The sequence below is a fragment of the Amycolatopsis sp. NPDC004169 genome (assembly GCF_040610315.1).
Lineage (GTDB): Bacteria > Actinomycetota > Actinomycetes > Mycobacteriales > Pseudonocardiaceae > Amycolatopsis.
The window spans coordinates 46,835-67,956 of record NZ_JBEXMD010000021.1 but is presented as its reverse complement, the minus strand read 5'-3'; the positions used below and the strand labels follow the sequence as shown (position 1 = coordinate 67,956).

At 74.5% G+C, this 21,122-nt stretch carries 20 protein-coding genes and 1 tRNA gene; 9 read left to right on the top strand and 12 right to left on the bottom strand.

Features of this window, described 5'->3' with window-relative positions:
• Positions 1-22: 22 nt before the first annotated feature.
• The 3 genes from ABZX11_RS26645 to ABZX11_RS26635 are packed head-to-tail and all read left to right on the top strand — an operon-like array spanning position 23 to position 2,204.
• Complete coding sequence (locus ABZX11_RS26645) at positions 23-892, top strand: LysR family transcriptional regulator (RefSeq protein ID WP_354917697.1); 870 nt, start codon at positions 23-25, stop codon at positions 890-892.
• A gap of 40 nt (positions 893-932) precedes the next feature.
• Positions 933-1,829, top strand: a complete 897-nt coding sequence (locus tag ABZX11_RS26640) for a serine hydrolase (protein ID WP_354917694.1) — start codon at positions 933-935, stop codon at positions 1,827-1,829.
• Between the two features lie 45 nt (positions 1,830-1,874).
• Positions 1,875-2,204 carry an antibiotic biosynthesis monooxygenase gene (locus tag ABZX11_RS26635; protein ID WP_354917691.1) on the top strand — a complete coding sequence of 110 codons (330 nt, stop codon included), beginning with the start codon at positions 1,875-1,877 and terminating at the stop codon, positions 2,202-2,204.
• Between the two features lie 412 nt (positions 2,205-2,616).
• Here ABZX11_RS26635 and ABZX11_RS26630 read toward each other — a convergent pair whose 3' ends face one another.
• The 3 genes from ABZX11_RS26630 to selD are packed head-to-tail and all read right to left on the bottom strand — an operon-like array spanning position 2,617 to position 4,486.
• On the bottom strand, positions 2,617-3,183 hold the full coding sequence (locus tag ABZX11_RS26630) for a cysteine hydrolase family protein (protein ID WP_354917688.1): 567 nt from the start codon (positions 3,181-3,183) through the stop codon (positions 2,617-2,619).
• Positions 3,184-3,223: 40 nt separating this feature from the next.
• Positions 3,224-3,436, bottom strand: a complete 213-nt coding sequence (locus ABZX11_RS26625) for a DUF2795 domain-containing protein (protein ID WP_176169291.1) — start codon at positions 3,434-3,436, stop codon at positions 3,224-3,226.
• Between the two features lie 57 nt (positions 3,437-3,493).
• Positions 3,494-4,486 carry a selenide, water dikinase SelD gene (selD, locus tag ABZX11_RS26620; protein WP_354917685.1) on the bottom strand — a complete coding sequence of 331 codons (993 nt, stop codon included), beginning with the start codon at positions 4,484-4,486 and terminating at the stop codon, positions 3,494-3,496.
• 54 nt (positions 4,487-4,540) lie between these two features.
• Between selD and ABZX11_RS26615 the strand changes: the two genes are divergently transcribed.
• The 3 genes from ABZX11_RS26615 to ABZX11_RS26605 all read left to right on the top strand — a co-directional run bounded on the left by ABZX11_RS26615 (position 4,541) and on the right by ABZX11_RS26605 (position 7,633).
• A tRNA-Sec gene (locus tag ABZX11_RS26615) sits at positions 4,541-4,635 on the top strand.
• Entirely contained in the window at positions 4,635-5,918 is a 1,284-nt protein-coding gene (selA, locus tag ABZX11_RS26610) for an L-seryl-tRNA(Sec) selenium transferase (protein ID WP_354917682.1), read from the top strand. The genes ABZX11_RS26615 and selA overlap by 1 nt, the downstream gene beginning before the upstream one ends.
• On the top strand, positions 5,909-7,633 hold the full coding sequence (locus tag ABZX11_RS26605) for a SelB C-terminal domain-containing protein (protein WP_354917679.1): 1,725 nt from the start codon (positions 5,909-5,911) through the stop codon (positions 7,631-7,633). Before selA ends, ABZX11_RS26605 begins: the two co-directional genes overlap by 10 nt.
• Here the strand turns inward: ABZX11_RS26605 and ABZX11_RS26600 are convergent.
• A complete protein-coding gene (locus ABZX11_RS26600) occupies positions 7,630-8,460 on the bottom strand; it encodes a helix-turn-helix transcriptional regulator (RefSeq protein WP_176169295.1) in 831 nt (276 codons plus the stop codon). The genes ABZX11_RS26605 and ABZX11_RS26600 overlap by 4 nt on opposite strands.
• Positions 8,461-8,586: 126 nt before the next feature.
• On the opposite strand from ABZX11_RS26600, the gene ABZX11_RS26595 reads away from it, so the two are divergent.
• Positions 8,587-9,360, top strand: coding sequence for an SDR family NAD(P)-dependent oxidoreductase (locus ABZX11_RS26595; RefSeq protein WP_354917676.1), 774 nt, complete (start codon positions 8,587-8,589; stop codon positions 9,358-9,360).
• On the opposite strand, the gene ABZX11_RS26590 is transcribed toward ABZX11_RS26595, so the two are convergent.
• The 3 genes from ABZX11_RS26590 to ABZX11_RS26580 form a co-directional block, all read right to left on the bottom strand.
• A complete protein-coding gene (locus tag ABZX11_RS26590; protein WP_354917673.1) occupies positions 9,351-10,229 on the bottom strand; it encodes an alpha/beta hydrolase in 879 nt (292 codons plus the stop codon). The two genes, ABZX11_RS26595 and ABZX11_RS26590, sit on opposite strands and share 10 nt — an antisense overlap.
• Positions 10,230-10,295: 66 nt before the next feature.
• The gene (locus ABZX11_RS26585; protein ID WP_354917670.1) at positions 10,296-10,478 is read right to left on the bottom strand and encodes a CsbD family protein; all 183 of its coding nucleotides are present in this window, start codon (positions 10,476-10,478) and stop codon (positions 10,296-10,298) included.
• Between the two features lie 87 nt (positions 10,479-10,565).
• Positions 10,566-11,831: a cation:proton antiporter gene (locus tag ABZX11_RS26580; RefSeq protein WP_354917667.1), complete on the bottom strand. Its 1,266-nt coding sequence runs from the start codon at positions 11,829-11,831 to the stop codon at positions 10,566-10,568.
• Positions 11,832-11,881: 50 nt separating this feature from the next.
• Between ABZX11_RS26580 and ABZX11_RS26575 the strand changes: the two genes are divergently transcribed.
• Positions 11,882-12,352: a hypothetical protein gene (locus ABZX11_RS26575; RefSeq protein WP_354917664.1), complete on the top strand. Its 471-nt coding sequence runs from the start codon at positions 11,882-11,884 to the stop codon at positions 12,350-12,352.
• Positions 12,353-12,390: 38 nt separating this feature from the next.
• Entirely contained in the window at positions 12,391-13,707 is a 1,317-nt protein-coding gene (locus ABZX11_RS26570) for a cytochrome P450 (protein WP_354917661.1), read from the top strand.
• Positions 13,708-13,713: 6 nt separating this feature from the next.
• Here the strand turns inward: ABZX11_RS26570 and ABZX11_RS26565 are convergent, their stop codons facing one another.
• The 5 genes from ABZX11_RS26565 to ABZX11_RS26545 all read right to left on the bottom strand — a co-directional run bounded on the left by ABZX11_RS26565 (position 13,714) and on the right by ABZX11_RS26545 (position 21,042).
• Positions 13,714-17,370 carry a family 78 glycoside hydrolase catalytic domain gene (locus ABZX11_RS26565; RefSeq protein WP_354917658.1) on the bottom strand — a complete coding sequence of 1,219 codons (3,657 nt, stop codon included), beginning with the start codon at positions 17,368-17,370 and terminating at the stop codon, positions 13,714-13,716.
• Positions 17,371-17,513: 143 nt separating this feature from the next.
• Positions 17,514-18,818 (bottom strand): DJ-1/PfpI family protein, encoded by a 1,305-nt coding sequence (locus tag ABZX11_RS26560; protein ID WP_354917655.1) that lies wholly within the window; start codon positions 18,816-18,818, stop codon positions 17,514-17,516.
• A 2-nt stretch (positions 18,819-18,820) separates the two neighbouring features.
• Positions 18,821-19,210, bottom strand: coding sequence for a hypothetical protein (locus ABZX11_RS26555; RefSeq protein WP_354917652.1), 390 nt, complete (start codon positions 19,208-19,210; stop codon positions 18,821-18,823).
• Between the two features lie 87 nt (positions 19,211-19,297).
• Entirely contained in the window at positions 19,298-19,951 is a 654-nt protein-coding gene (locus ABZX11_RS26550) for a response regulator transcription factor (protein ID WP_354917649.1), read from the bottom strand.
• Positions 19,948-21,042, bottom strand: coding sequence for a sensor histidine kinase (locus tag ABZX11_RS26545; RefSeq protein WP_176169304.1), 1,095 nt, complete (start codon positions 21,040-21,042; stop codon positions 19,948-19,950). Before ABZX11_RS26545 ends, ABZX11_RS26550 begins: the two co-directional genes overlap by 4 nt.
• Positions 21,043-21,122 lie beyond the last annotated feature (80 nt).

Below are 21,122 nucleotides of genomic sequence, written 5' to 3'. Positions count from 1 at the left end.
CGAACTGGCATAAGCTGAGGTGGTGGACCTGGTCGGTGGCTGCAGGGCGTTCGTGTGCGTGAGCGAGACGGGGAGTTTCACGGCGGGCGCGGCGCTCGCGCGGATCCCGCAGCCGGTGGCGAGCCGGCGCATCGCGGCGCTGGAGCGGCACTTCGGGGAGCGGCTGTTCGACCGCTCGACCCGCCGGGTGCGGCTCACGCCGTTCGGCCGGGACGTGCTGCCCTCGGCCCGCCGCCTGGTCCGGCTGGCCGAGACGCTGGAACACGACGCGAAGCGCGCCCGGCTGCGGCCGGTGCGGGTGGCGGTGCCGGCCACGTGCGGGGTGCGGGAGCTCGCCGGCCTCGCCGCGGAGGCCAGGGCGCTGGAGATCCACCTCGAGTTCCGCCCGGCCGGGCCGGGGGAGCGGGCCGAGCTGGTCCGCACAGGCGAGGTGCGTGCCGCGCTGACGGCGGTCCCGGCGGAGGAGGCGGTGTGGTCGGTGCCGCTGGGGGTGGCGGCGGTGGCCCCGCCGCCGAGCCGTGTCGTGCACCTGGAGACGTTGCGCACGGGCCGCTCGGCGGGGGTGCGCCGTCGCGTGTGGATCCAGCCGGAGGACGACGTCCCGCACGTCCGCGACCGGGTCCTGCGGGTCCGGGACGCGGTGGGCCTGCCACCGGCCCAGGTGACGGTGGCCGAGTCCCTGACCGCGGCGGCCGCGGAGGTGTACGCGTCCGGGGACTTGCTGCTGTGCTCGGTGGCGCAGGCGGAGGAGCTGGGGTTGTCGTGGCGCCCGATCGGCGAGCTGCAGCCGGCGAGAGGGTTCGGGGTGAGCGCGGCATTGGCGGAGGACGCGGACCGGCTGCGGACGACGCTGCGCGCGGCGGTCGGCCGGTGTTTGGGGGCGGACGGGTGAAGGTTGTGCTGGTGGGCGCCGGGTGTTTTGGGGTGGTCCGGTGAGCGCCGCCTTGCTGCGTGACTTGCGGGCGGCTCTGGAGGAGGGTGGCCTGCGCGGCTCGTTCCTGGTCCGCGATCTGCGCTCGGGTGCCGAGCTCGGCATCGAGCCGGACCGGGAGTACCCGATCGCGTCCCTGGTCAAGGTCCCGCTGGCGGCGGCCACCCTGGACCGCATCCACCGCGGCGAGCTCGACGCGGCCACCCCGCTGGAGGTCGAGCCCGGCGGCGTCACGACACCGGGCCCGACCGGCTTGACCCGGTTCCGCCACCCGGCCCGCATCGCCCTCGGCGACCTGCTGTACCTGAGCACGTCCCTGAGCGACGGGACGGCCGCGGACGTCCTCTTCGGACTGACCCCGCCGCCGGAAATCACGCGGCGGCTGGGGGAGTGGGGCCTGCCAGGGATCGCGGTCCGCCACGTCATGCGCGACCTGGTGGAGACCCCGGCCGAGCGGTTCGACGCGGCCGAAGCGGACCTCGCCCAGGCCCTGGCGATCGGAGCGGCCACGCCCGGAGGTCACCGCCTGCCCCAGCTGGACGTGACCCGCGCGAACGCGGCGTCGGCCCGCGCGTTGCTCGGGCTGCTGCAGGCACTGTGGACACCGTCGAAAATCGCCCCGCCGGTGGCAGCGGGCGTGCGCGAGCTGATGGCCGACAACGTGATCCGCCACCGCTTGACGCCGGACTTCGCTTCCGACGCGGCCCGGTGGTCGTCGAAGACGGGAACGCTGCTGAACATGCGCCACGAGATGGGCGTGGTCGAGCACGCGGACGGCGGCGCGTTCGCGGTGGTGGCGTTGACGGAATCGAGCGTCCCGGCGGCGATCCAGCCGGAGGCGGAGGTGCTGATGTCCCGGGTGGCCCGAGCCCTGCGCGACGAACTGCGCGGAGGCTGAGAAAACCGGTTGGGGTTCGGTTTCGGGGGCGCTTAGGCTCCGGCGGTGTCGTTCACGAGACCGGAGCCGCCGTACTACGCGGTGATCATCACGAGCGCGCTGGACGCGGACAACCTGGACGGGTACGCGGAGATGGACGCCCGCATGGGAGAGCTGGGCCGGGCCCAGCCGGGCTACCTGGGCCGCGAGTCCCGGACGGACGCGGAGGGCCGCGAGCTGACGGTCCTGTACTACCGCGACGCCGAGTCGATCACGGCGTGGAAGCAGCACCCGGAGCACCTGGAGGCCCAGCGCCGCGGGCGGGAGCAGTGGTACGCGGGGTACCACATCGAGGTGGCCAGGGTGGAGCGAGCGTACGGCTTCGACCGCAAGTAGCGGCGCACCCCAGCGGGATTCGCCTGGCTCGCGCCGACCAACGCAACCCGCGCACACCCGGCCCGCGCAGGGGCTCGCCTCGCTCAAGCTTGCGGGGGACCGTCCGGCCCGGCACGCTGAGGACCCGGCCCGGCACGCGGAGGACCCACCCCAGCGGGGCCCGCGTGGGCCCCGCTCGGCGGCCGTATTCCTCGCGCGGGTTGCCCGGTTCGCCTGGCCCACCCATGGTCGCTTCGCTCAGACGGATCACTCGAACCGGCTCTGCCCAACCCCGACCCGCGGCCCCGCCGAACCCTCACCCCGGCCCGGAAACCCGGCTTCGCGCAGGCCATCCTCACCCGCGCCCCCGGCCCAACCTGCCTCGCCCGACCCTCACCCCGGTCCCCCGCCCGACCCATCCAGGACAAACCCCTCAAGCCGGCGCCTTCACCCCGAACTCCACCTCGGCAGTCGCCAAAGTCCCCGCCGTCCGCCCCGGCGCGGTCTGGTACTTCCAGTACAGGTTCGTGTGCGCGATCACCTGCCCCGGCGGCGGTGCCCCATAAGCCGACAGGTCCTCCGTCGAGTGCGCGTCCGCCACCAGCGCCACGTCGTACCCCCGCGCCAGCGCTCCGTGCAGCGTCGAGCGGATGCACGCGTCCGTCTGCGCCCCGGCCACCACCAGCGAGCCGATCCCCCTGCTCGCCAGCACCTCCTCGAGTTCGGTGTCCTCGAACGAGTCGCCGTACCTCTTGTGCACCAAGGGCTCCGCGTCCCGGCGCACGAGCTCCGGCACGTACTCCCACGCCTGGCTCCCGTGCGGCAGCTCGTCGCTCGAATGCTGGACCCACACCACCTCGGTGCCGGCCGCGCGGGCGCGGTCCACCAGCGTCACGATGTTGGCCAGGACGGATTCGCGTTCGTGTGCCGTCTCCATCACGCCGTTCTGCACGTCGATGACGAGCAGCGCGGTGTGCGGACGGCCGGTCAGTGTGGTCATGGCGTCACCCTAGCCAGCACCACCGACAATTTCCGGACCGTCAGGGTGCCCCGCCGATGTGCTTGGCGGACACCGCCTCCCACACCGCGTCGAAGTTCTCGTACCGGTCGCTGTCCGGCAGGCCGCCGAGGGAACCCAGCACCGAGTCACCGCCGCCTGCCGCCGCCGCGCGGCGCAGGAGCTCGTCGCGGCCGCAGGGGTACTCGGTCTCGGTCAGATGCTGCTCGAGGCTGGTCCGGTCCGGAGCGGGCATCACACACCTCCTGATCGCTGTCCCGGCCCGCGTACCCGGGACAGCCGGGCCGGAAACTCAGCCGACGACGATCGTGTGCTCCGACCGCGGCTCCAGCACCCCGATCACCGGGTGGCCCGGCAGCTCCCCGGCCACCAGCAGCCCACCGGAGGTCTGCGCGTCGGCCAGCAGCAGCGCTTCCTCCTCCGAGACCCGGGACAGGTCCGCGTGCGGGCGCACCCAGTCGAGGTTCCGCCGGGTGCCGCCGCTGACGTACCCCTCGCGCAACGCCTCCCGCGCCCCCTCCAGGTACGGCACCGCCGCCGGGTCCAGCCGGGCCGTGACGCCGCTCGCGCGCGCCAGCTTGTGCAGGTGCCCCAGCAGGCCGAACCCCGTCACGTCGGTCGCGCACACCGCCCCGGCGGCCAGCGCGGCCCGGGACGCGGGCGCGTTCGAGGTCGTCATCGCCTCGATCGCCTGCGGGAACCGCTCACCGGTGGCCTTATGCCGCGAATTGAGCACGCCGACGCCGAGCGGCTTGGTCAACGTCAGCGGCACGCCCGCGCGGCCCGCGTCGTTGCGCAGCAGCCGGGCCGGGTCCGCGACGCCGGTCACCGCGAGCCCGTACTTGGGCTCCGGGTCGTCGATGCTGTGCCCGCCCGCCAGGTGACAGCCCGCCGCGGCACAGACGTCGAGGCCGCCGCGCAGCACCTCGGCGGCCAGCTCGAACGGCAGCGTCTCCCGCGGCCAGCCGAGCAGGTTGACCGCCACCACCGGCGTGCCGCCCATGGCGTAGACGTCGGACAGCGCGTTGGCCGCGGCGATCCGGCCCCAGTCGTAGGCGTCGTCGACCACCGGGGTGAAGAAGTCCGTGGTGGCGATCAGCGCGGTGCCGCCGGAAATCCGGACCGCGGCCGCGTCGTCGCCGGTTTCCAGGCCCACGAGCAGCTCACCCGGTGGGGAAACGGGCGCCGCGCCGGTCAGGCCGGCCACCGCCGCCTCCAGCTCGCCGGGCGGGATCTTGCACGCGCAGCCGCCGCCGTGCGCGTACTGCGTCAGTCGGTAACCCACCCCCTCATCCTGCCCATCGGGCGCGGACTTGGCAGGATGGCAGCCATGGTGCAGGGAGGCGTATCCGGCCTGGTGACCGGCGCGGTCTTCAAAACCGTCGAACGGCAGGTTCTGCCGCTGGCGGGTTCGATTCCCGTCCGCCTCCGCCATGCCTGACCCGCGCCGCGCGATCCCGCGGACCGACGCGGTCCTGGCCGAGCCCCGGATCGCCAAGGCCGCCGGGACGCTCGGCCGGGACCTGGTGAAATCCGTGGTCACCGAAGTCCAGCGGGCGGCGCGGGCCGGGGAGATCGCCCCGGACGCGATCGTCGACGCCGTGCTCGCGCGGCTCCCGGCGGGTGCGTCCTCGCTGCGGCCGGTGGTCAACGCGACCGGTGTCGTCGTGCACACCAACCTCGGGCGCGCCCCGCTGTCGGCGGCGGCGCTCGACGCGCTCGCCGCGGCCGGGGGCGCCACCGACGTCGAATTCGACCTCGTGACCGGCGACCGCGCCCGCCGCGGCCGCGGGGCCCTCGCGGCCCTGCAGGCGGCGGTGCCGGACGCCGGCGGCGTGCACGTGGTCAACAACAACGCCGCCGCCCTGCTGCTCTGCGCGCTCGCCCTCGCCCCGGGCCGCGAGATCGTCGTCAGCCGGGGCGAGCTGGTCGAGATCGGCGACGGCTTCCGCATCCCGGACCTCCTGGAATCGGCCGGCGCCCGGCTGCGCGAGGTCGGGACGACGAACCGGACTTCGGCCCGCGACTACGCCGCGGCGATCGGCCCGGAGACCGGGTTCGTGCTCAAGGTCCACCCGTCGAACTACCGCGTCACCGGGTTCACCGCGGAGGCAGCGCTCGGCGAGCTCGCCGGGCTCGGCGTCCCGCTGGTCGCCGACATCGGCTCCGGCCTGCTCGCCCCGCACCCGCTCCTGCCGGACGAGCCGGACGCGGCGAGCGCGCTGCGGGCCGGCGCCACGATCGTCACCGCCAGCGGCGACAAGCTGCTCGGCGGCCCGCAGGCGGGCCTGCTCCTCGGCGACGCGGCCGTGGTCGAACGGCTGCGGCGGCACCCGGCCGCGCGGGCCCTGCGCGTCGACAAGCTCACCCTCGCCGCTCTCGAAGCGACGCTGCGCGGGCCGCGGCCCCCGGTGCTCGCCGCGCTCGAAGCGTCCGTCACGAGCCTGCGGGAACGCGCCGAAGCGCTGGTCGCCGCTCTTGGCGACGTCGATGCCCTGGTGGTCGCGTCGGTGGCGGCGGTGGGCGGCGGAGGCGCGCCGGGCGTCGAGCTGCCCAGCGTCGCGGTGAGCCTGCCCGCCCGGTACGCGGCCGCGCTGCGCACGGGCGAGCCCGCCGTGGCCGGCCGTGTCGTCAAGGACCGGTGCCTGCTCGACCTGCGGACCGTGCGCCCGGAAGAGGACGCGAAGCTGCGGGAGGCCGTCCGCCGATGCGGGTGATCGTCACCGCCGGGCACGTCGACCACGGCAAGTCCACGCTCGTGCGGCGGCTCACCGGGATGGAACCGGACCGGTGGGCCGAGGAACGCCGCCGCGGCCTCACCATCGACCTCGGCTTCGCCTGGACCCGGATCGGCGACGAGGACGTCGCGTTCGTCGACGTGCCGGGCCACGAGCGGTTCGTGCCGAACATGCTCGCCGGCGCCGGGCCCGCCCCGGCGGTGCTGTTCGTCGTCGCCGCCGACGAGGGCTGGATGCCGCAGTCGGCCGAGCACCTCGCGGCGCTGGACGCGTTCGGCGTCCGCCGCGGCCTGCTGGTCGTCACCAAGGCCGACCGGGCCGACCCGGCCGCGGCGACGGCCCTCGCCCGGGAAGAGATCGCGAAGACGTCGCTGGGGGCGGTCCCGAGCGTCGCCGTCAGCGGGAAGACGGGCGCGGGCCTCGACCTCCTGCGCGCGGCGATCGGCGCACTCACCGCCGGATTGCCGTCCCCCGAGCCGGACGCGGACGTCCGGCTGTGGATCGACCGCGCGTTCACGGTGTCCGGAGCCGGGACGGTCGTCACCGGCACCCTCGCCGCCGGCACGATCGCCGCGGGCGACGAGCTGCAGCTGGGCCCGGCGCGGGTGAAGGTCCGCGCGTTGCAGGCCCTCGGCGAGCCCCGCGACCGGGTGAGCGCGGTGGCCCGGGTCGCGGTGAACCTGCGCGGCACGGCCCGCGGTGACGTCGGCCGCGGCGACGTCCTGCTCACCCCCGGCCGGTGGCGCACGACGGCCGAGTTCGACGTCCGGCTGCGCGGCGCGGACGCCGCCGACCTGCACCGCGAACTGGTGCTGCACCTGGGCACGGCGGCGGTGCCGGTGCGTGTCCGTCCACTCGGGACGGACACGGCCCGGCTCACCACGGCCACCGCGCTGCCGCTGCGCACCGGCGACCGCGGCCTGCTGCGCGACCCGGGCGAACACCGGATCGCCGCCGGTTTCGACGTCCTCGACGTCGACCCGCCCGCGCTGTCCCGCCGCGGTGCGGCGCGGGTCCGCGGCCGGGAGCTCGCCGAGCCCGACCTGGCCCGGACCTACCTGCGGCGCAAGGGTTTCGTGCGCGCCGAGGACTTCGTCGCGATGGGCCTGGCGGAAACGGGGGAGCGGCTGGGCGAGTGGTGCGCGGACGAGGAGCGGTTCGCGGAGCTGCGCGCCCAGGCGGCCTCGGTGGTGGCGGCGTGGGACAGCACGGCGGCGGGCGTGCCGGTGGAGGCGTTGCGGCAGCGGCTCGGGCTGCCCGCCCCGGAACTGGTCGTCCCGGTGCTGCGGGGCACCGGCTTCGAGGTGACGGGCGGCCTGGTCCGCCGCCCCGGCGCCGGCCTCGCCGCGGCGGTCGAGGAGGCGCTGGCGGTGGTGGTGAAGCGGCTCGCGGAGCACCCGTTCCGCGCACCGGAGGCGGACGAGCTGCGCGAGCTGGGCCTCGGCCGCCGCGAACTGGCGGCGGCGGTCCGCCTGGGCCGGCTGACGGCGGTGGCCGAGGGGGTGGTGCTCGGTCCGGACGTGGCGGAGCGGGCGGTGGAGCAGCTGCGGGGAATACCGCAGCCGTTCACGGTGTCGGAGGCGCGCAAGGCCCTCGACAGCACGCGCCGGGTGATGATCCCCCTGCTGGAACGCCTGGACGCGGCGGGGCAGACCGAGCCTCTCGGCGACGGCACGCGCCGCACCCGGGGCTAACCCCGGTCCTCCACGAGCGACTGCGTCCCGATCACCTCCAGCAGCGCCAGCCGGTCGGCTGCCTCGCTGCCCGGCTCCGCCGTGTACACCATGATCCGCAGGTCGCTGCCCGCGACGCCGAGGACGTCGCAGTCCAACGCCAGTGCGCCGACCTCCGGGTGGTCGATCGTCTTGCGGGCGGACTCGTGGTGGCCGACCGCGCCCGATTCCCACAACTCGGCGAAACGCGGACTCTGCCGCTTCAGGTCGGTGATCAGCGTGCGGAGGTCCGCGTCATCCGGGTAGCGGCCCGCCGTGCCGCGCAGGTCGGCGACCAGTGCCGCCTGCAGGGCGTCCCGTTCCTCCGGGGTGTCGCGCACCCGGGGGTTGCCGCCGAGGAAGTTGCGGCGGACGCCGTTGAGGTCGCTGGGCCCCATCAGGGCCGTGTACAACGGGTTGGCCAGCAGCTGGTTCCAGGCCGCGTCGAACACGGCGACCGGGGTGCCGGCGAGCCGGTCCAGCATGCGGTGGACGCCGGGGGTGATGTGCCGCGGGACCGTGCCGGCACCCGGGGGTGCGAGCCCGGCCAGGCGGAACAGGTGCGCCCGCTCGTCACGGGTCAGGCGCAGGGCCCGGGCCAGCGCTTCGACGACCTGGGCCGACGGGCTGGTCGCGCGCCCCTGTTCGAGCCGCACGACGTAGTCGGCGGAGATGCCGGCCAGCTGGGCCAGCTCCTCCCGCCGGAGCCCGGCGGCGCGGCGGCGGGTGCCCGCGGGCAGGCCGGCAGCCTGGGGCGAGACGCGGTCGCGCCAGTGGCGCAGGGCCGTGCCGAGTCCGGTGTTCGCCATGCCCTCGATTGTGCAAGCCGCACGGCCCGTTGTCCTGGTACTGCCGGTCCCCGGAAAACCCGGCACTCCCCGGCCCGGCCGTTTCAGCCGATCGTGGTGGCAGACCCACTCGGAAGGACTGTCACCATGACCCCGCTCGCCCTCGTCACCGGCGCCACCTCCGGCATCGGCCGGGCCTTCGCCGAACGCCTCGCCGCCGACGGTTACGACCTGATCCTCACCGGCCGCCGCGAGGACCGCCTCGCCGAATTCGCCGCCGCGCACCCGGAGCGCCGGGTGCGCACGGTCGTCGCCGACCTGGCCACCGACGACGGCATCGGCACCGTCGCCGCCCTCTGCGCCGCCGAGCCGCTGACCATGCTGGTCAACAACGCCGGTGTCGCGCACTACATGCCGCTGGCGCAGCTGCCCGCGGCGAAAGCGCACGAACTCGTGCACGTGAAGGTCGCCGCGCCGACCATGCTGACCCGGGCCGCGGTCGCGGGCATGCAGGAACGCGGCACCGGGAAGATCGTCAACGTGGCCGGGATGATCGCGTTCAGCGGTCCCGCCGACACCTCCGTGATGCCCCGCCGGGCCGTCTACGCCGGCTCACTGGCCTACCTGGTCGCGCTGTCCCAGACCCTCAACGCCGAGCTGGCGGACACCGGCGTCCGGGTGCAGGTCCTGTGCCCGGGTGTCGTCGCGACCGAGTTCCACGAGCGGCAGGGGCTCGACCTGAGCGCGGTGCCCCGGATGTCCGCCGAAGACGTCGTGACGGCGTCCCTGCGCGGCTTCGAGCTCGGGGAAGCCGTCACCGCGCCGGGAGTCGAGGACGCCGGCCTGCTCGACGCCGTCTTCCGGGCCGATTTGGCCGCGTTCGGCGGCCAGCGCCCGGAGCTCGCGTCCCGCTACCGCTGAGGCCCTCCGAAGAACTCGCTCAACGCGTCCGCGAGGGCTTCGGGGTTCTCCTCGGCCACGTGGTGGCCGGACTTGATCGCGTGGCCCCGCAGGTCCGTCGTCCACGGCCGCCACATGGCCAGGACGTCGCCGTAGAGGTCCTCCATGTCGTCGTCGCTCGACCAGAGGACCAGGGCGGGACAGGCGATCCGCCGCCCGGCGGCGCGGTCGGCCTCGTCGTGCGCCCGGTCGATGCCCAGGCCCGCGCGGTAGTCCTCGAGCATCGCGGTCACCGTGGCCGGGTCGTGGATCGCGCGGTGGAAGTCGGCGAAGTTCTCCGCCCCGAGCCGTTCGGGCGTGTTCTTCGTGCCGACGTCGTACCAGGCGTCGGGGTCGGCGGTGATCACCCGCTCGGGTTTTTCCGGCTGGGCGAAGAAAAACCAGTGGTACCACTCGCGCGCGAAGGTGGCGTCGCAGCGGTCGAGGGCTTCGGCGATCGGGACGGCGTCGAGGATCGCCGCGCCGCGGACCGCGTCCGGGTGATCGAGCGCGAGGCGGGTGGCCACGTACGCACCGCGATCGTGACCCGCCACGAAAAACCGCTCGTGGCCCAGGCGCCGCATCAGTGCGACGCAGTCCGCGGCCATGGCGCGTTTGCTGTAGGGCGTGTGGTCTTCGTCGGTCGGCGGCTTGCCGGACTCGCCGTAGCCGCGCAGATCCGGGCACACCACGGTGAACCGCTCCGCGAGCCGCGGCGCGACCCGGTACCACGTCGTGTGCGTGCGGGGGTGCCCGTGCACCAACAGGACCGGTGGTCCCGAACCGCCGTGGCGCACCCGCAGGGTCACGTCACCGACGTCGACCCGGTCCAGCGTGAAGTCTTCGAACACCGGCAGCCCCCGGACGTGAACCCGCTGCCGCGCCCCGGAAACCGGGGCGCGGCAGCGGAAAGCGGGTCACTTCTTGTCCGTGACACCCTTCACGGCGTCCTTGATCTTCTCGCCTGCCTGCTTGAGCGAGCCCTTGGCCTGGTCGGCCTTGCCCTCGGCCTGCCACTGCTCGTTGCCGGTGGCGTCGCCGACGGCTTCCTTGGCCCGGCCCTTGAGCTCTTCGCCCTTGTTCTCCAGCTTGTCGTTCATCGGCGTGCACCTTCCGTCGCGGCGACATTTCCGGTTCGGCCAGTCGCCAAAAGGGCCTTGCCGTACACATACCCACTTCGCGCGCGGCTACACATCGGCCGGCAGGTGACCGCCCGTCCGCTCGATCCGCTGGATCGCCGGTTCGGCGAGGACACCGTGCACGAGCACCGAGACCGCGACGGCGATCGCGCCGACCCGCCACAGCACGTCCTGCTGCGCCACGGGAAGCCGGTTCAGAGCGTAGGCCAGGTAGAACAGCGTGCCGATGCCGCGCACGCCGAAGAACGCGATCGCCGCGGTGGCGGGCCGTCCCGGGGAGGGCGCGCCGAGCAGGGAAAGCCAGCCGACGAGCGGCCGGACCACCAGCACCGCCGTGACCGCGATCACCACTTCGAGGGGCTGCAGCCCGCGCAGCAGGCCGTCCCCGACGGCCAGGCCCAGTCCCAGCAGCGCGACCGGGACGAACAGTCGTTCCAGCTGGTGGCCGAAGGCGTGCAGGACGCCGTGGTAGTCGTGTTCCCGCTCCTGCGTGCGGACCGCGACCGCCGCGGTGAACACGGCGACGAACCCGTTGCCGTGGACGGTTTCCGCGAGCGCGTAGGGCACGAACGCGAGCGCCAGCAGCACGAGCCCGTCGGCGTACTCGGCCAGGCGCAGCCGGTCCGACGGCGCCCGGAAGATCGCCCAGCCGAGCACCCGGCCGCTGACCAGACCGGCCACCACGCCGACCACCAGCGGCAGCAGCAGGTCCACCAGCACCCAGGACAGCTCCAGCCGGGGCTGCCCGCTCGCCAGTGCCAGGCCGAGGAGGACGAACGGCATGGTGAGACCGTCGTTGAGGCCGGCCTCGGTGGTCAGGGTGAAGCGGATTTCGTTGTTCCTGGCCAGGTCCGGTTCGACGTCGGGGTGCGGGACGCCGATGTCGCCCGCCAGCACCGGGTCGGTCGGCGCCAGCGCCGCGGCCAGCAGCAGCGCCACACCGGGAGCGAGCGCGAGCCACCAGTACCCGAGCACGGCGATCAGCAGGATCGAGACCGGCATGGTGATGCCGAGCAGCCGCCACGTCGTGCCCCACCGGCGCAGGCCGAACGGGCGGTCCACGGACAGTCCCGCCCCGGCGAGCGCGACGAGGATGCCCAGCTGGGTGAACGATTCCACCCCCTGCAGGTGGGCGGCCGGATCACTCCAGCCGTTGCCGTAGGGCGCGGGCAGCGGCAGCAGCCCGAGCACGATCCCGGCCAGCAGCATCACCAGCGGCACCGAGAACGGCCGGTCGGCGACCAGCTTCGGCACGATCGCCGCGGCCAGCGCGATCAGCCCGGCCACCCCGAACAAGACGGTCAGCGACGACAAAGGGACTCCTCCGGCCCGCCCGGACCCGCGGCGGGGAGGCCCGGCCGGGCGTGCTTCCGGGGTCCACCGGGCGCACCGTGCTCGGCCGGGTACCCGGAAGCCGGGTAGCGTTGCGGGAAGAGGCGCGCCGCGGCGGGGATTCCCGGCGCGCGGGCGGCGAAACCGAGGAGGCCGCGGTGACGGCGATGAACGGGGCGGGCGGGCCGTGCCGGTTCTGCGGCAGGCGGCGGGACCCCCGCGTGCCGGGCCGGAACGGGCCGATCTGCGTCGACTGCGTCCGCGCCGGCCTGCGGGTGGTGCGCGACGGCGCGGACAGGGAGAGCGGCGCGGGCGACGTGCTGGCCGCGGTGACCTCGCCGCTGGCCGCGGTGTGCGACTTCTGCGGCCGCCGCGAGCGTCGGACGTTCCTCGGGCTGCGGCGCCCGCTGCTGCGCGTGGACTGCGCCGCCCGTGACGCGGTGATCTGCGTGGACTGCCTGGACCGCGCGGGTGACGTGCTGAACGTCGCCCTGCGCGGCTGAGGCGTTTCCCCACCCCGGCCCGCGGGTAGCCGGGCGCCATGACGTCCACTCGGGAACACCGCACGCGACCGGAGACCGCTTCGGTCGCCGAAACCCTGCGGGTCGCGATCGAGGTCGCCCTGCCCACGCTGGCCGGCGGCGTCATCAAGCGCCGTCCCGCGGCCATGGCACTGGCCGGGAAGCTGCAGTTCGACCGCCCGGCCATCCGCCTGCTGCGCCGGTTGCGCGACCGCCACTACGGCCATCCGCTGAAGCTGCGCGTTCCCGGCCGGTCGGTGGAGCTGGCGCTCTCCGGCGCCGACGTGAAGCGGCTGCTGGCCGGCGCGCCGACGCCGTTCAGTCCGTCCACAGTGGAGAAACGGGCCGCGCTGGGGCACTTCCAGCCGCACGGCGTGCTGGTCTCGGACGCGGCCGACCGGCCGGCCCGCCGGCGGTTCACCGAAGCCGTGCTGCAGCCCGGCCGCCCGCTGCACGAGCTGGCGGAGCCGTTCGCGGAAGCCGTCGCGCAGGAGACGGCCGTCCTGCTGGGCTCGGTGACCCGCGAGCTCGACTGGGACACGTTCAACGTCGCCTGGTGGCGGCTGGTCCGCCGGGTCGTGCTCGGGGCGGCCGCCCGTGACGACACCACGCTCACCGACCAGCTGGAACGCCTGCGGCTCGACGCGAACTGGGCGTACCTGCACCCGAAGCGCCGTCAGCTGCGCGAGGAGTTCCGGCAGCGCCTGGCCGGGCACCTCGAGCGCGCCGAGCCCGCCAGCCTGGCGGCGGTGATCGCGGCCGCCGGTCCGGCGGAGGAGGTCGCCGCGCCCGACCAGGTGGCGCACTGGCTGTTCGCGTTCGACGCGGCGGGCATGGCGACGTTCCGGACGCTGGCCCTGCTGGCCGGCCACCCGGCGGCCGCGGACCGCGCCCGCGAGGACGTCGGGGGCACCGGCCCGGCCCGCCTGAGCTACCTGCGCGCGTGCGTGCTGGAAGCGGTCCGGCTGTGGCCGACCACGCCGATGATCCTGCGGGAGACCACCGAGGAGACGTCCTGGGGCCCGGCCGGCACGACGGTGCTGGTCTTCACCCCCTTCTTCCACCGTGACCCGGACCTGCCGTACGCGGACCGCTTCGAGCCGGACCTCTGGCTCGACGGCCGGGCGGCGGAGAACCCGGCCCTGGTCCCGTTCAGCGCGGGCCCGGCCGTCTGCCCCGGCCGGGACCTGGTCCAGTTCTGCGCGAGCACGATGCTGGCCGGACTGCTGCGCGAGCACCGGTTCGAGCAGGCGGCCGGCCCGGTGCTGTCCCCGGACCGGCCGCTGCCCGCGACCCTCGACAACTTCCACCTGCGCCTGCGGCTCCTGGCGGGCTGAGCCCGGCTACACCGGAGCCGTGAAGACGTACGAACCCGCAGGCAGGAAGTACGTTCCCGGCGCCGACGGCACCGCCTCGGGCGGCGCCGCCACGCGGGTGGGCTGCGACGTCGGGACCACGACCGTCGCCGACGAACCCGCCGGGACGGTCACCCGCAGCGTCAGCCGTCCGTTGGCGGCCGACCAGTCGCTGACCGCGCTGCCGTAGGGCGTTTCGTACGCCGCCTTCGCCGAGGTGAGGCCGCCGCCCGGCACGGGTGCGATCCGGAGCGACGCGTAGCCGGGGGACGCCGGGGCCAGGCCGCCCACCGACCGGTAGAGGAAGTCGCCCACCGAGCCCAGGCCGTAGTGGTTGAACGAATTCATCTTCGGGTCGTTGAACGAGCCGTCCGGCTTGATGCCGTCCCAGCGCTCCCAGATCGTCGTCGCGCCGCGGCCGATCATGTAGCCCCAGCCGGGGAAGCCCGGCTGCAGGAGCACCTGGTAGGCGACGTCGGCGTGCCCGTGCGCGGCCAGCACCGGCAGCAGGTTCTCCACGCCGAGGAAGCCGACGCTCAGGTGCCCGCCCGCCGCCGCGACGCGGGCCGCGAGCTTGTCCGCCGCCGGCTGGACCAGCGAGGACGGCAGCAGCCCGAACGCCAGCGCCAGGACGTACTCGGTCTGCGAGCCCGACCCGATCGTGCCGTCGGCCGCCACGAACCGCCCGGTGAACGCCGCCGCGACCTGGTCGGCGAGCGTCCCGTACCGCGCGGCTTCGGCGCTGTGGCCGGTGGCCGCCGCCATCCGCGAAACCAGCCGGGACGACCACGCGAAGAACGCCGTCGAGATCAGGTCCTGCCCGGTGTTGTCGTTGACATTGAGCCAGTCCCCGTAGGTCTGGTGGTCGCGGATCAGGTCGGCGCCCGACGTCGACCGCAGGTATTCGACCCACTTCACCATCGCGGCGAAGTGCTCCTGGACGACGCCGGTGTCGCCGTACCGCTGCCACAGCGTGTACGGCACGATCACGCCCGCGTCGCCCCAGCCCGCCGTGCCCGAGCCGCCCAGCACGCCCGGTGCGACGTCGGTGAACGAGCCGTCGTCGTGCTGGGCGTCGACCAGGTCGTCGCTGAACTTGCCGAGGAAGTTCGCGACGTCGAGGTTGAACGTGGACGTCCCGGCGAAGATCCCGATGTCCCCGGTCCAGCCGAGCCGCTCGTCGCGCTGCGGGCAGTCGCTCGGCACCGACAGCATGTTCGAGCGCTCACCCCAGAGTATGTTGTGCTGCAGCTGGTTCACCAGCGGGTTCGACGTCGTGAACGTCCCGGACTGCGCGGCCGACGTCCACATCGCCCGCCCGGTGAGGGTCGCCGCGGTCGGGGCCGACGGCAGGCCGGTGAGTTCCACGTACCGGTAGCCGTGCACGGTGAACCGCGGTTCGTAGGTCTCGGCGCCGCCGGTGCCTGCCAGGGTGAACCGGTCGGTGGCCTGGGCCGCGCGGAGGTTGGTCGTGTAGATCGTGCCGTCGGGGTTGAGCACTTCGGCGTGCCGCATGGTGACCGTCGTGCCGGCCGGGCCGGTCACGCTCAGCCGGTTCCGGCCGCCGAAGTTCTGGCCGAGGTCGGCCACCCACACGCCGGGTTTCGGCTGGGTCCACGCGATCGGCTTGAACTCCTGCTGGACCGTGACGCCGTTGTCCGCCTGGGACACCAGGTTCGGCGGTGCGCCGCCGCGCACGCGGGCCGCCGCCCAGCCGCGGTCGTCGAAGCCGGGCCGGTCCCAGCCGGCCGCGGCGAGCCGGGCGTCGTAGGTTTCGCCCTGGTACAGGTCGTCGGCGCGGATCGGGCCGTCGCCCGCCTTCCAGGTGCCGTCGGTCGCGATCGTGGTGCTGGTGCCGTCGGTGAACGTCAGCCGCAGCTGCGCGGAGTACCACGGCTCGGTCCCGTACTTCTGGCTGCCGGCGATGCCGACGCTGCCGGAGTACCAGCCGTTGCCGACGAGCGCGCCGAGGACGTTCTCCCCGCTCCGGAGCTGCCCGGTGACGTCGGAAACCCGGTACTGCAGGCGTTTCGTGTAGTCCGTCCAGCCCGGCGCGAGAACTTCGGAACCGACCTGCACGCCGTTGAGGTGGGTCTCCTGCAGCCCGAGCGCGGTCGTCAGCAGCCGCGCGCTCGCGACCGGCTTGGTGACGGTGAAGCTCTTGCGCAGCAGGGGAGCCGGGGCGCCGACGACGACGTTCACGCCCCACGGGCCGGTGCCGTAGGCGGTCAGCGCCCGCGCGGCGGGCCAGGCGCTGTCGTCGAAGCCGGGCTGCGGCCAGCCGTCCGGGCCGCTCTGGCTCGCCTTCCAGGAGCCGTCGGTGACCACGGTGGGTCCACCTTGGACGGTCAGCTTGGCGATCGTCCCGGCCGGGCTCTGGGTGGTGTTTTCGGTGCTGACCGCGATGGTGTTGGACCCGGCCTTGAGGAGACCGCCGACCTCGACGACGGCGGCCGTCTTCCACGAGTCGGCGACGCGCGGCGAGTCGCTGACGCGGGTGCCGTTGACCCAGACGGTCGCGGTGTCGTCCCCGGTGACGACGAGGGTGGCCTTCGCCGGGGCCGCGGCCAGGTCCAGTGCCTTCCGGAAGAACCGGGTCGACGGCGGGACGCCGCCGGCCGGGTCGCCTTCGGGGTACCAGATCCAGTTCGCCCCGGCGAGGTCCGGGCCGGTCGTGGCCCGGCCGAGGAAGGCACCGGTCCACTCGGCCGACGGCGTCCGGAGTGCGGTTTCGAAGCGCTGCACCGGGCTCCACCCGCCCGCGCGGCCCTGGCCGTCCCAGACGCGGACGCGCCAGGTGTAGGCGGTGAGCGAGGCCAGCGGCGGGCCGCCGTAGGGGATGTCGGTCTGCTGTGCCGAGGCGATGCGGCCGCTGTCCCAGACGTCCTTCCCGCCGGTGGACACGACGAGCTGGTAGGCCGACTGCCGTTGCTGCAGGGCGGCGGAGGCCAGCTTCCAGCCGAACCGCGGCTGCGCGGGGTCGACGCCGAGCGGGTTCACCCGGTTCGCGACCGTGGCGCTCGCGACCGACAGCGGGGAGGCGTCCGACGGGCCGGGGGTGGTGACGCCGGTGCCCCACGGCGCCGTGCCGTACGCGCCGAGGTCCGCGGCCGGGCGCCAGGCCGCGTCCGCGAAGCCGGGCTGTTCCCAGCCTTCCGGCGCGGTCGTCGCGCTCTTCCAGGCGGTGCCGGTGGCCAGGTCGGTGGTGCCGGCCGTCGTGGTCACCCGCAGCCGGCCGAGCAGGCCCGCCGGGCCGCCGTCGTTGCGGACGGCGACGGCGAGGGTGTTGCCGCCGGGGACGAGCGCGGGCGCGAGGTCCACCGGCAGTGCCCGGCGCCACGAGTCCGCGGTGCGGGCCGAGGAGGCGAGCGGGGTGCCGTTGAGCCAGACGTCGGCGGTGTCGTCCCCGGTCAGGACGAGCCGGGCGTCGGTGACCGCGCCGGCGGGGACGGTGAACGTGGTGCGGAAGTACCGGGTCCCGGCCGGCGCGGCGACGCGGGCGTCGCCCTCGGGGTACCAGATCCAGTGCGCGCCGGCGAGCGGGGGCGGCGGCGCGGCACCGGCCGGGGGAGCCGCGGCGGCCGCCATGGCCAGGATCGCGGCGAACGTGGTCGTGGTGGCGCGCCAGAGCTTCGAGGGCAGCATGCAGGCTCCCTTGCGGCGGGGACGGGCGCCGGATTTAGAACGTTTCAACCCGGCGTGCCTGGTGACTGTAATCACAAGCTCACGCCGAGGCAATACGCCAGTGGTATGCCCCGGGCTGGCCGGGGCATACCACCTAAATCGTTTCAGGCCAGCGGCTTCCGCCGCAGCCGGACGACCAGCACCACCGCCGTCGAGCCCAGCAGGACCAGCACGACCGGCAGCGCCGTCGGCAGCCACGGCCACGCGCTGCCCTCGAAGACGATCCCGTCGGTGGGCAGCTCCAGCACTTTCGCCGTCCAGCGCGCGGTGGCGACGTCGGTGCGGCGGGACAGCCCGCTGACCGCGAGGTCGTACGGGAAGCCCGGCCGGTCGTGGACGTACTCGGGCGCCGGTCCGCCGGGTGGCGGCGTGACCCCGCGCGTGGCGCCGGGCACCAGCAGCCGGTCGAGGTCCGGGGCGGCGGCGAGGGCCGCACGGGGCAGGAACGTCAGGCCGTGCCGGGACCGGATCGGGCCGCCGTCGACGCTCACGGCGAGGGTGCGCGAGGACAGCGACTGGCCTTCGGTGTCGAACACCGACGCCAGCTCGACCTCGCCGACGCCGTTGGCGAGCAGCACGCCGATGTCGTCGGGGTTCCACCGGAAGCCGGCGTTGACGATCGCGGCCGCGTCCGGCGTCCCGGCCGGCGGGGTCACCGGCACCGCGGTGCCGTAGTGGCGCCAGCCGATCGCCGCCGCGGCGTCGGCCGCCACGGCGCGTCCGGCCAGCCGCTCGACCCAGTGCAGGGTGCCGTCGATGCCGGAGAGGATCCCGGCGGTGGTGACGACGGTGCCGTCGTCGACGAACCGTTCCCCGCGGACCCACCGCACCGCCGGGTACTCGGCGGCCCAGGCGTCGACCTTCAGCCAGTGCGCGGTGGCCGGCCGCCCGTCCAGCAGCCCCGCGGAGGCGAGCACCGCGCCGCCGTTGCAGACGCTCAGCAGCTTCGAGCCGTGCGCGGCCTGCGCCCGCAGCCACGAGGTGACCGGTTCGGTGCTCGGCTCGCCGACGTCCGGGAACGCCGGCACGACGACGAGGTCCGGCGCCCGCGAACCGAGCCGGGTGGCGAGGCCGGCGAAATCGAAGTCCGGCACCAGGTCCAGACCGCCGGTCAGCGGCTTCGGCGCGCGGTGCGGCGCAACGGTGTAGACGTTGAACCGGCCGGTCGCGGCCAGGATCTCGTAGGGGGCGAGCGCGTCGGAGACGACGGCGCCCCGGTCGCCGACGACGACCACCGCGGTCGGCTTGGCCGGGTCGTGCGGAACCGGTGCCGCCGGCGGGACGGGCCGCGGCGGGCCCGCGGCATAGAGGGCGTCGATCGCGCCGAGCGCGGAAACGGTCGCGCCCGCGGCGGGGACCACCAGCACGGCGGCCACCGCGGCGAGGAGGAAGGCGATGCGCTTGAGCACGATCAGTGCCAGTACTCGGCGCGGCGCCACACCATGGCGGCGAGCATCAGCGGGAACATGATCACGTGCCCGGCGACCATCAGCGTGGTGCCGGAGATCGCGCCCAGCCGGTACGGCACGAGCAGAGCCACGAACGGCAGGTACATCGCCGCGGCCATCTCGGCGATCCGCGGCCACGAATGCCGGCGCAGGACCATCGCGAGCACCATGGCGACGGTCATGTTCGTCGCCATCACGAGCGCGTCGACGCCCGCGCGTTCGAGCCAGGCCGGCGGCCACAGCGGGCCGAGCGCCACCATGCCGATCAGCATGGCGACGACCATCTCGGCGTAGTGGCCGGTGAACCGGGCGAGTTTGCGGCCGGTGGTCCGCGGGGTTTCGGTGGTGGTCATGGGTTCCCTCCAGGTCGTTCCCGGAAGGAGGATCGCGGGTTCTCCTCGTGCGGCCAGGTGCCGGAAGTCATGACCGGGGGTCACGGTCTAGAGCAGGCCGAGGTCCCTCCCCCGCAGGGCGGCCTGGGTCCGGTCCCGCGCGCCGAGCTTGCCCAGCACGTTCGTGACGTGGTTCTTCACCGTGCCCTCGGCGAGGAACAGCGCCGCGGCGATCTCCCGGTTGCTGCGGCCGTCGGCGAGCAGGCGCAGCACGTCGAGTTCGCGCTCCGACAGCGGCACCACCAGCGGCTGGGGCCGCGGCTGCGGCGCGTCCGGCAGCTGCGCGAACCGCGCGACGACCTTCGCCGCCACCGAGGGCTGCAGCACCGATTCCCCGCGCGCCGCGGCCAGCACCGCCTCGACCAGCCGCGCCGACGAGACGTCCTTCAGCAGGTAGCCGACCGCGCCCGCGCGCAGGGCGGCGAAGACGTCTTCGTCGTCGTCGAACGTGGTCAGCGCGATGACCCGCACGCCGGGGTGTTCGACCCGCAGCCGCCGGGTCGCGGCCACGCCGTCGAGGACCGGCATGCGCAGGTCCATCAGGACGACGTCCGGTGCCAGGGAAGCGGCTTCGCGCAGGGCTTCGTCGCCGTTGCCGGCTTCGCCGACGACGTCGATGCCGTCGTGCGTGGCGAGCAGGGTGGCGAGGGCTTCGCGGAACAGGGCCTGGTCGTCGACAAGCAGGACGCGGACCGGCGTCATCCGGGGATCTCCATGGTCAGGGCGCTGCCGCCGCCGGGGGTGGACGTGAAGGCCAGTTCGCCGCCGAGGTGCTCGGCCCGCTCCCGGAGGCCGACCAGGCCGAAGCCGGCCGACGGGGTGCCGTCGCCGCCGCGGCCGTCGTCGCGGACCTCGACCCGGACCGCGGTGGCCGTGTAGCCGAGCACCACGTCCGCCGTGGCGGCGTTGGCGTGCTTGCGCACGTTCGTCAGGCCCTCCTGCGCGGCCCGGTACAGCGCTTCGCGCCGCTCGTCCGGCAGGGGACGTTCGGTGCCGGTCACCGTGAGCCGGGTCGGGACCCCGGTCGCCGACGTCTCTTCGGTGAGGGCCTTGAGCGCCTCCGGCAGCGGCGGCACCACCCGCGGTTCGCGCAGCGTCCGCACCGAGCGGCGGACCTCGGCGAGCGCGGCTTCGGCCTGCTCCTGAGCTTTCGCCAGTACCGCGTCGGCCTTGCCGGGGTCGGTCGGCAGCACCGCCCGCGCGGCCTTCACCTGCATCTGCACGACGGTGAGCGAATGCCCGAGGCCGTCGTGGATGTCGCGGGCGACGCGGTTGCGCTCCTGCGCCGTCGCGAGCCGCTCCGCCTGGCTCGCGTGGTCACGGAGTTTCGCGTACGCCTCGGCGAGTTCGCTGCGCGAGCGTCGTTCCCGCAGCGACAGCTCGGTGATGATCGCGGCGAACAGCACCGACATGAAGGTGCCGATGCCTTCCCGCAGGCCCTCGCCGAGCGACATCCCGAGGTGCACGAGCGGGACCACGGCGATGACGAGCGCGACCGCCGGCCGCGGCAGGCGCAGCAGCACGCACTGGCTGACCAGCACGACCAGGAACAGCGTCGTCCCGACCCCGGCGTCGACGGTGAACAGCACGAAGGCCAGCGGCAGCTGGACGGCGACGTACGCCGCGCTCCAGCCGAGCTGCCCGCGGCCACGCACCCAGCCGAAGCCCGCCGTCGCGAGCACCGCGAACACCGCACCGAGCACGAGCGCGAGCCGGGGCTCCCCGGAACCGAGGACCCCGAGCACGATCGAAAGGAGGGCGCCGCAGGTCAGCACCCCGAGGGCCCGGTTCATGCGGTCACTGTGCGGCCCGGCCCGGCCCGCGGTCAACCGGGAAAGCGCTCACACGGCCATCCGACACCCCGGCGCTTACG

Excerpts from the sequence above, each read along its gene's own strand:
- ABZX11_RS26630 (WP_354917688.1), bottom strand. The coding sequence starts at position 3,183 with ATGACCACACTGACCGGCCGTCCGCACACCGCGCTGCTCGTCATCGAC.
- ABZX11_RS26625 (WP_176169291.1), bottom strand. The coding sequence starts at position 3,436 with ATGCCCGCTCCGGACCGGACCAGCCTCGAGCAGCATCTGACCGAGACC.
- selA (WP_354917682.1), top strand. The coding sequence starts at position 4,635 with ATGCCTGACCCGCGCCGCGCGATCCCGCGGACCGACGCGGTCCTGGCC.
- ABZX11_RS26605 (WP_354917679.1), top strand. The coding sequence starts at position 5,909 with ATGCGGGTGATCGTCACCGCCGGGCACGTCGACCACGGCAAGTCCACG.
- ABZX11_RS26600 (WP_176169295.1), bottom strand. The coding sequence starts at position 8,460 with ATGGCGAACACCGGACTCGGCACGGCCCTGCGCCACTGGCGCGACCGC.
- ABZX11_RS26595 (WP_354917676.1), top strand. The coding sequence starts at position 8,587 with ATGACCCCGCTCGCCCTCGTCACCGGCGCCACCTCCGGCATCGGCCGG.
- ABZX11_RS26585 (WP_354917670.1), bottom strand. The coding sequence starts at position 10,478 with ATGAACGACAAGCTGGAGAACAAGGGCGAAGAGCTCAAGGGCCGGGCC.
- ABZX11_RS26570 (WP_354917661.1), top strand. The coding sequence starts at position 12,391 with ATGACGTCCACTCGGGAACACCGCACGCGACCGGAGACCGCTTCGGTC.
- ABZX11_RS26565 (WP_354917658.1), bottom strand. The coding sequence starts at position 17,370 with ATGCTGCCCTCGAAGCTCTGGCGCGCCACCACGACCACGTTCGCCGCG.
- ABZX11_RS26555 (WP_354917652.1), bottom strand. The coding sequence starts at position 19,210 with ATGACCACCACCGAAACCCCGCGGACCACCGGCCGCAAACTCGCCCGG.
- ABZX11_RS26550 (WP_354917649.1), bottom strand. The coding sequence starts at position 19,951 with ATGACGCCGGTCCGCGTCCTGCTTGTCGACGACCAGGCCCTGTTCCGC.
- ABZX11_RS26545 (WP_176169304.1), bottom strand. The coding sequence starts at position 21,042 with ATGAACCGGGCCCTCGGGGTGCTGACCTGCGGCGCCCTCCTTTCGATC.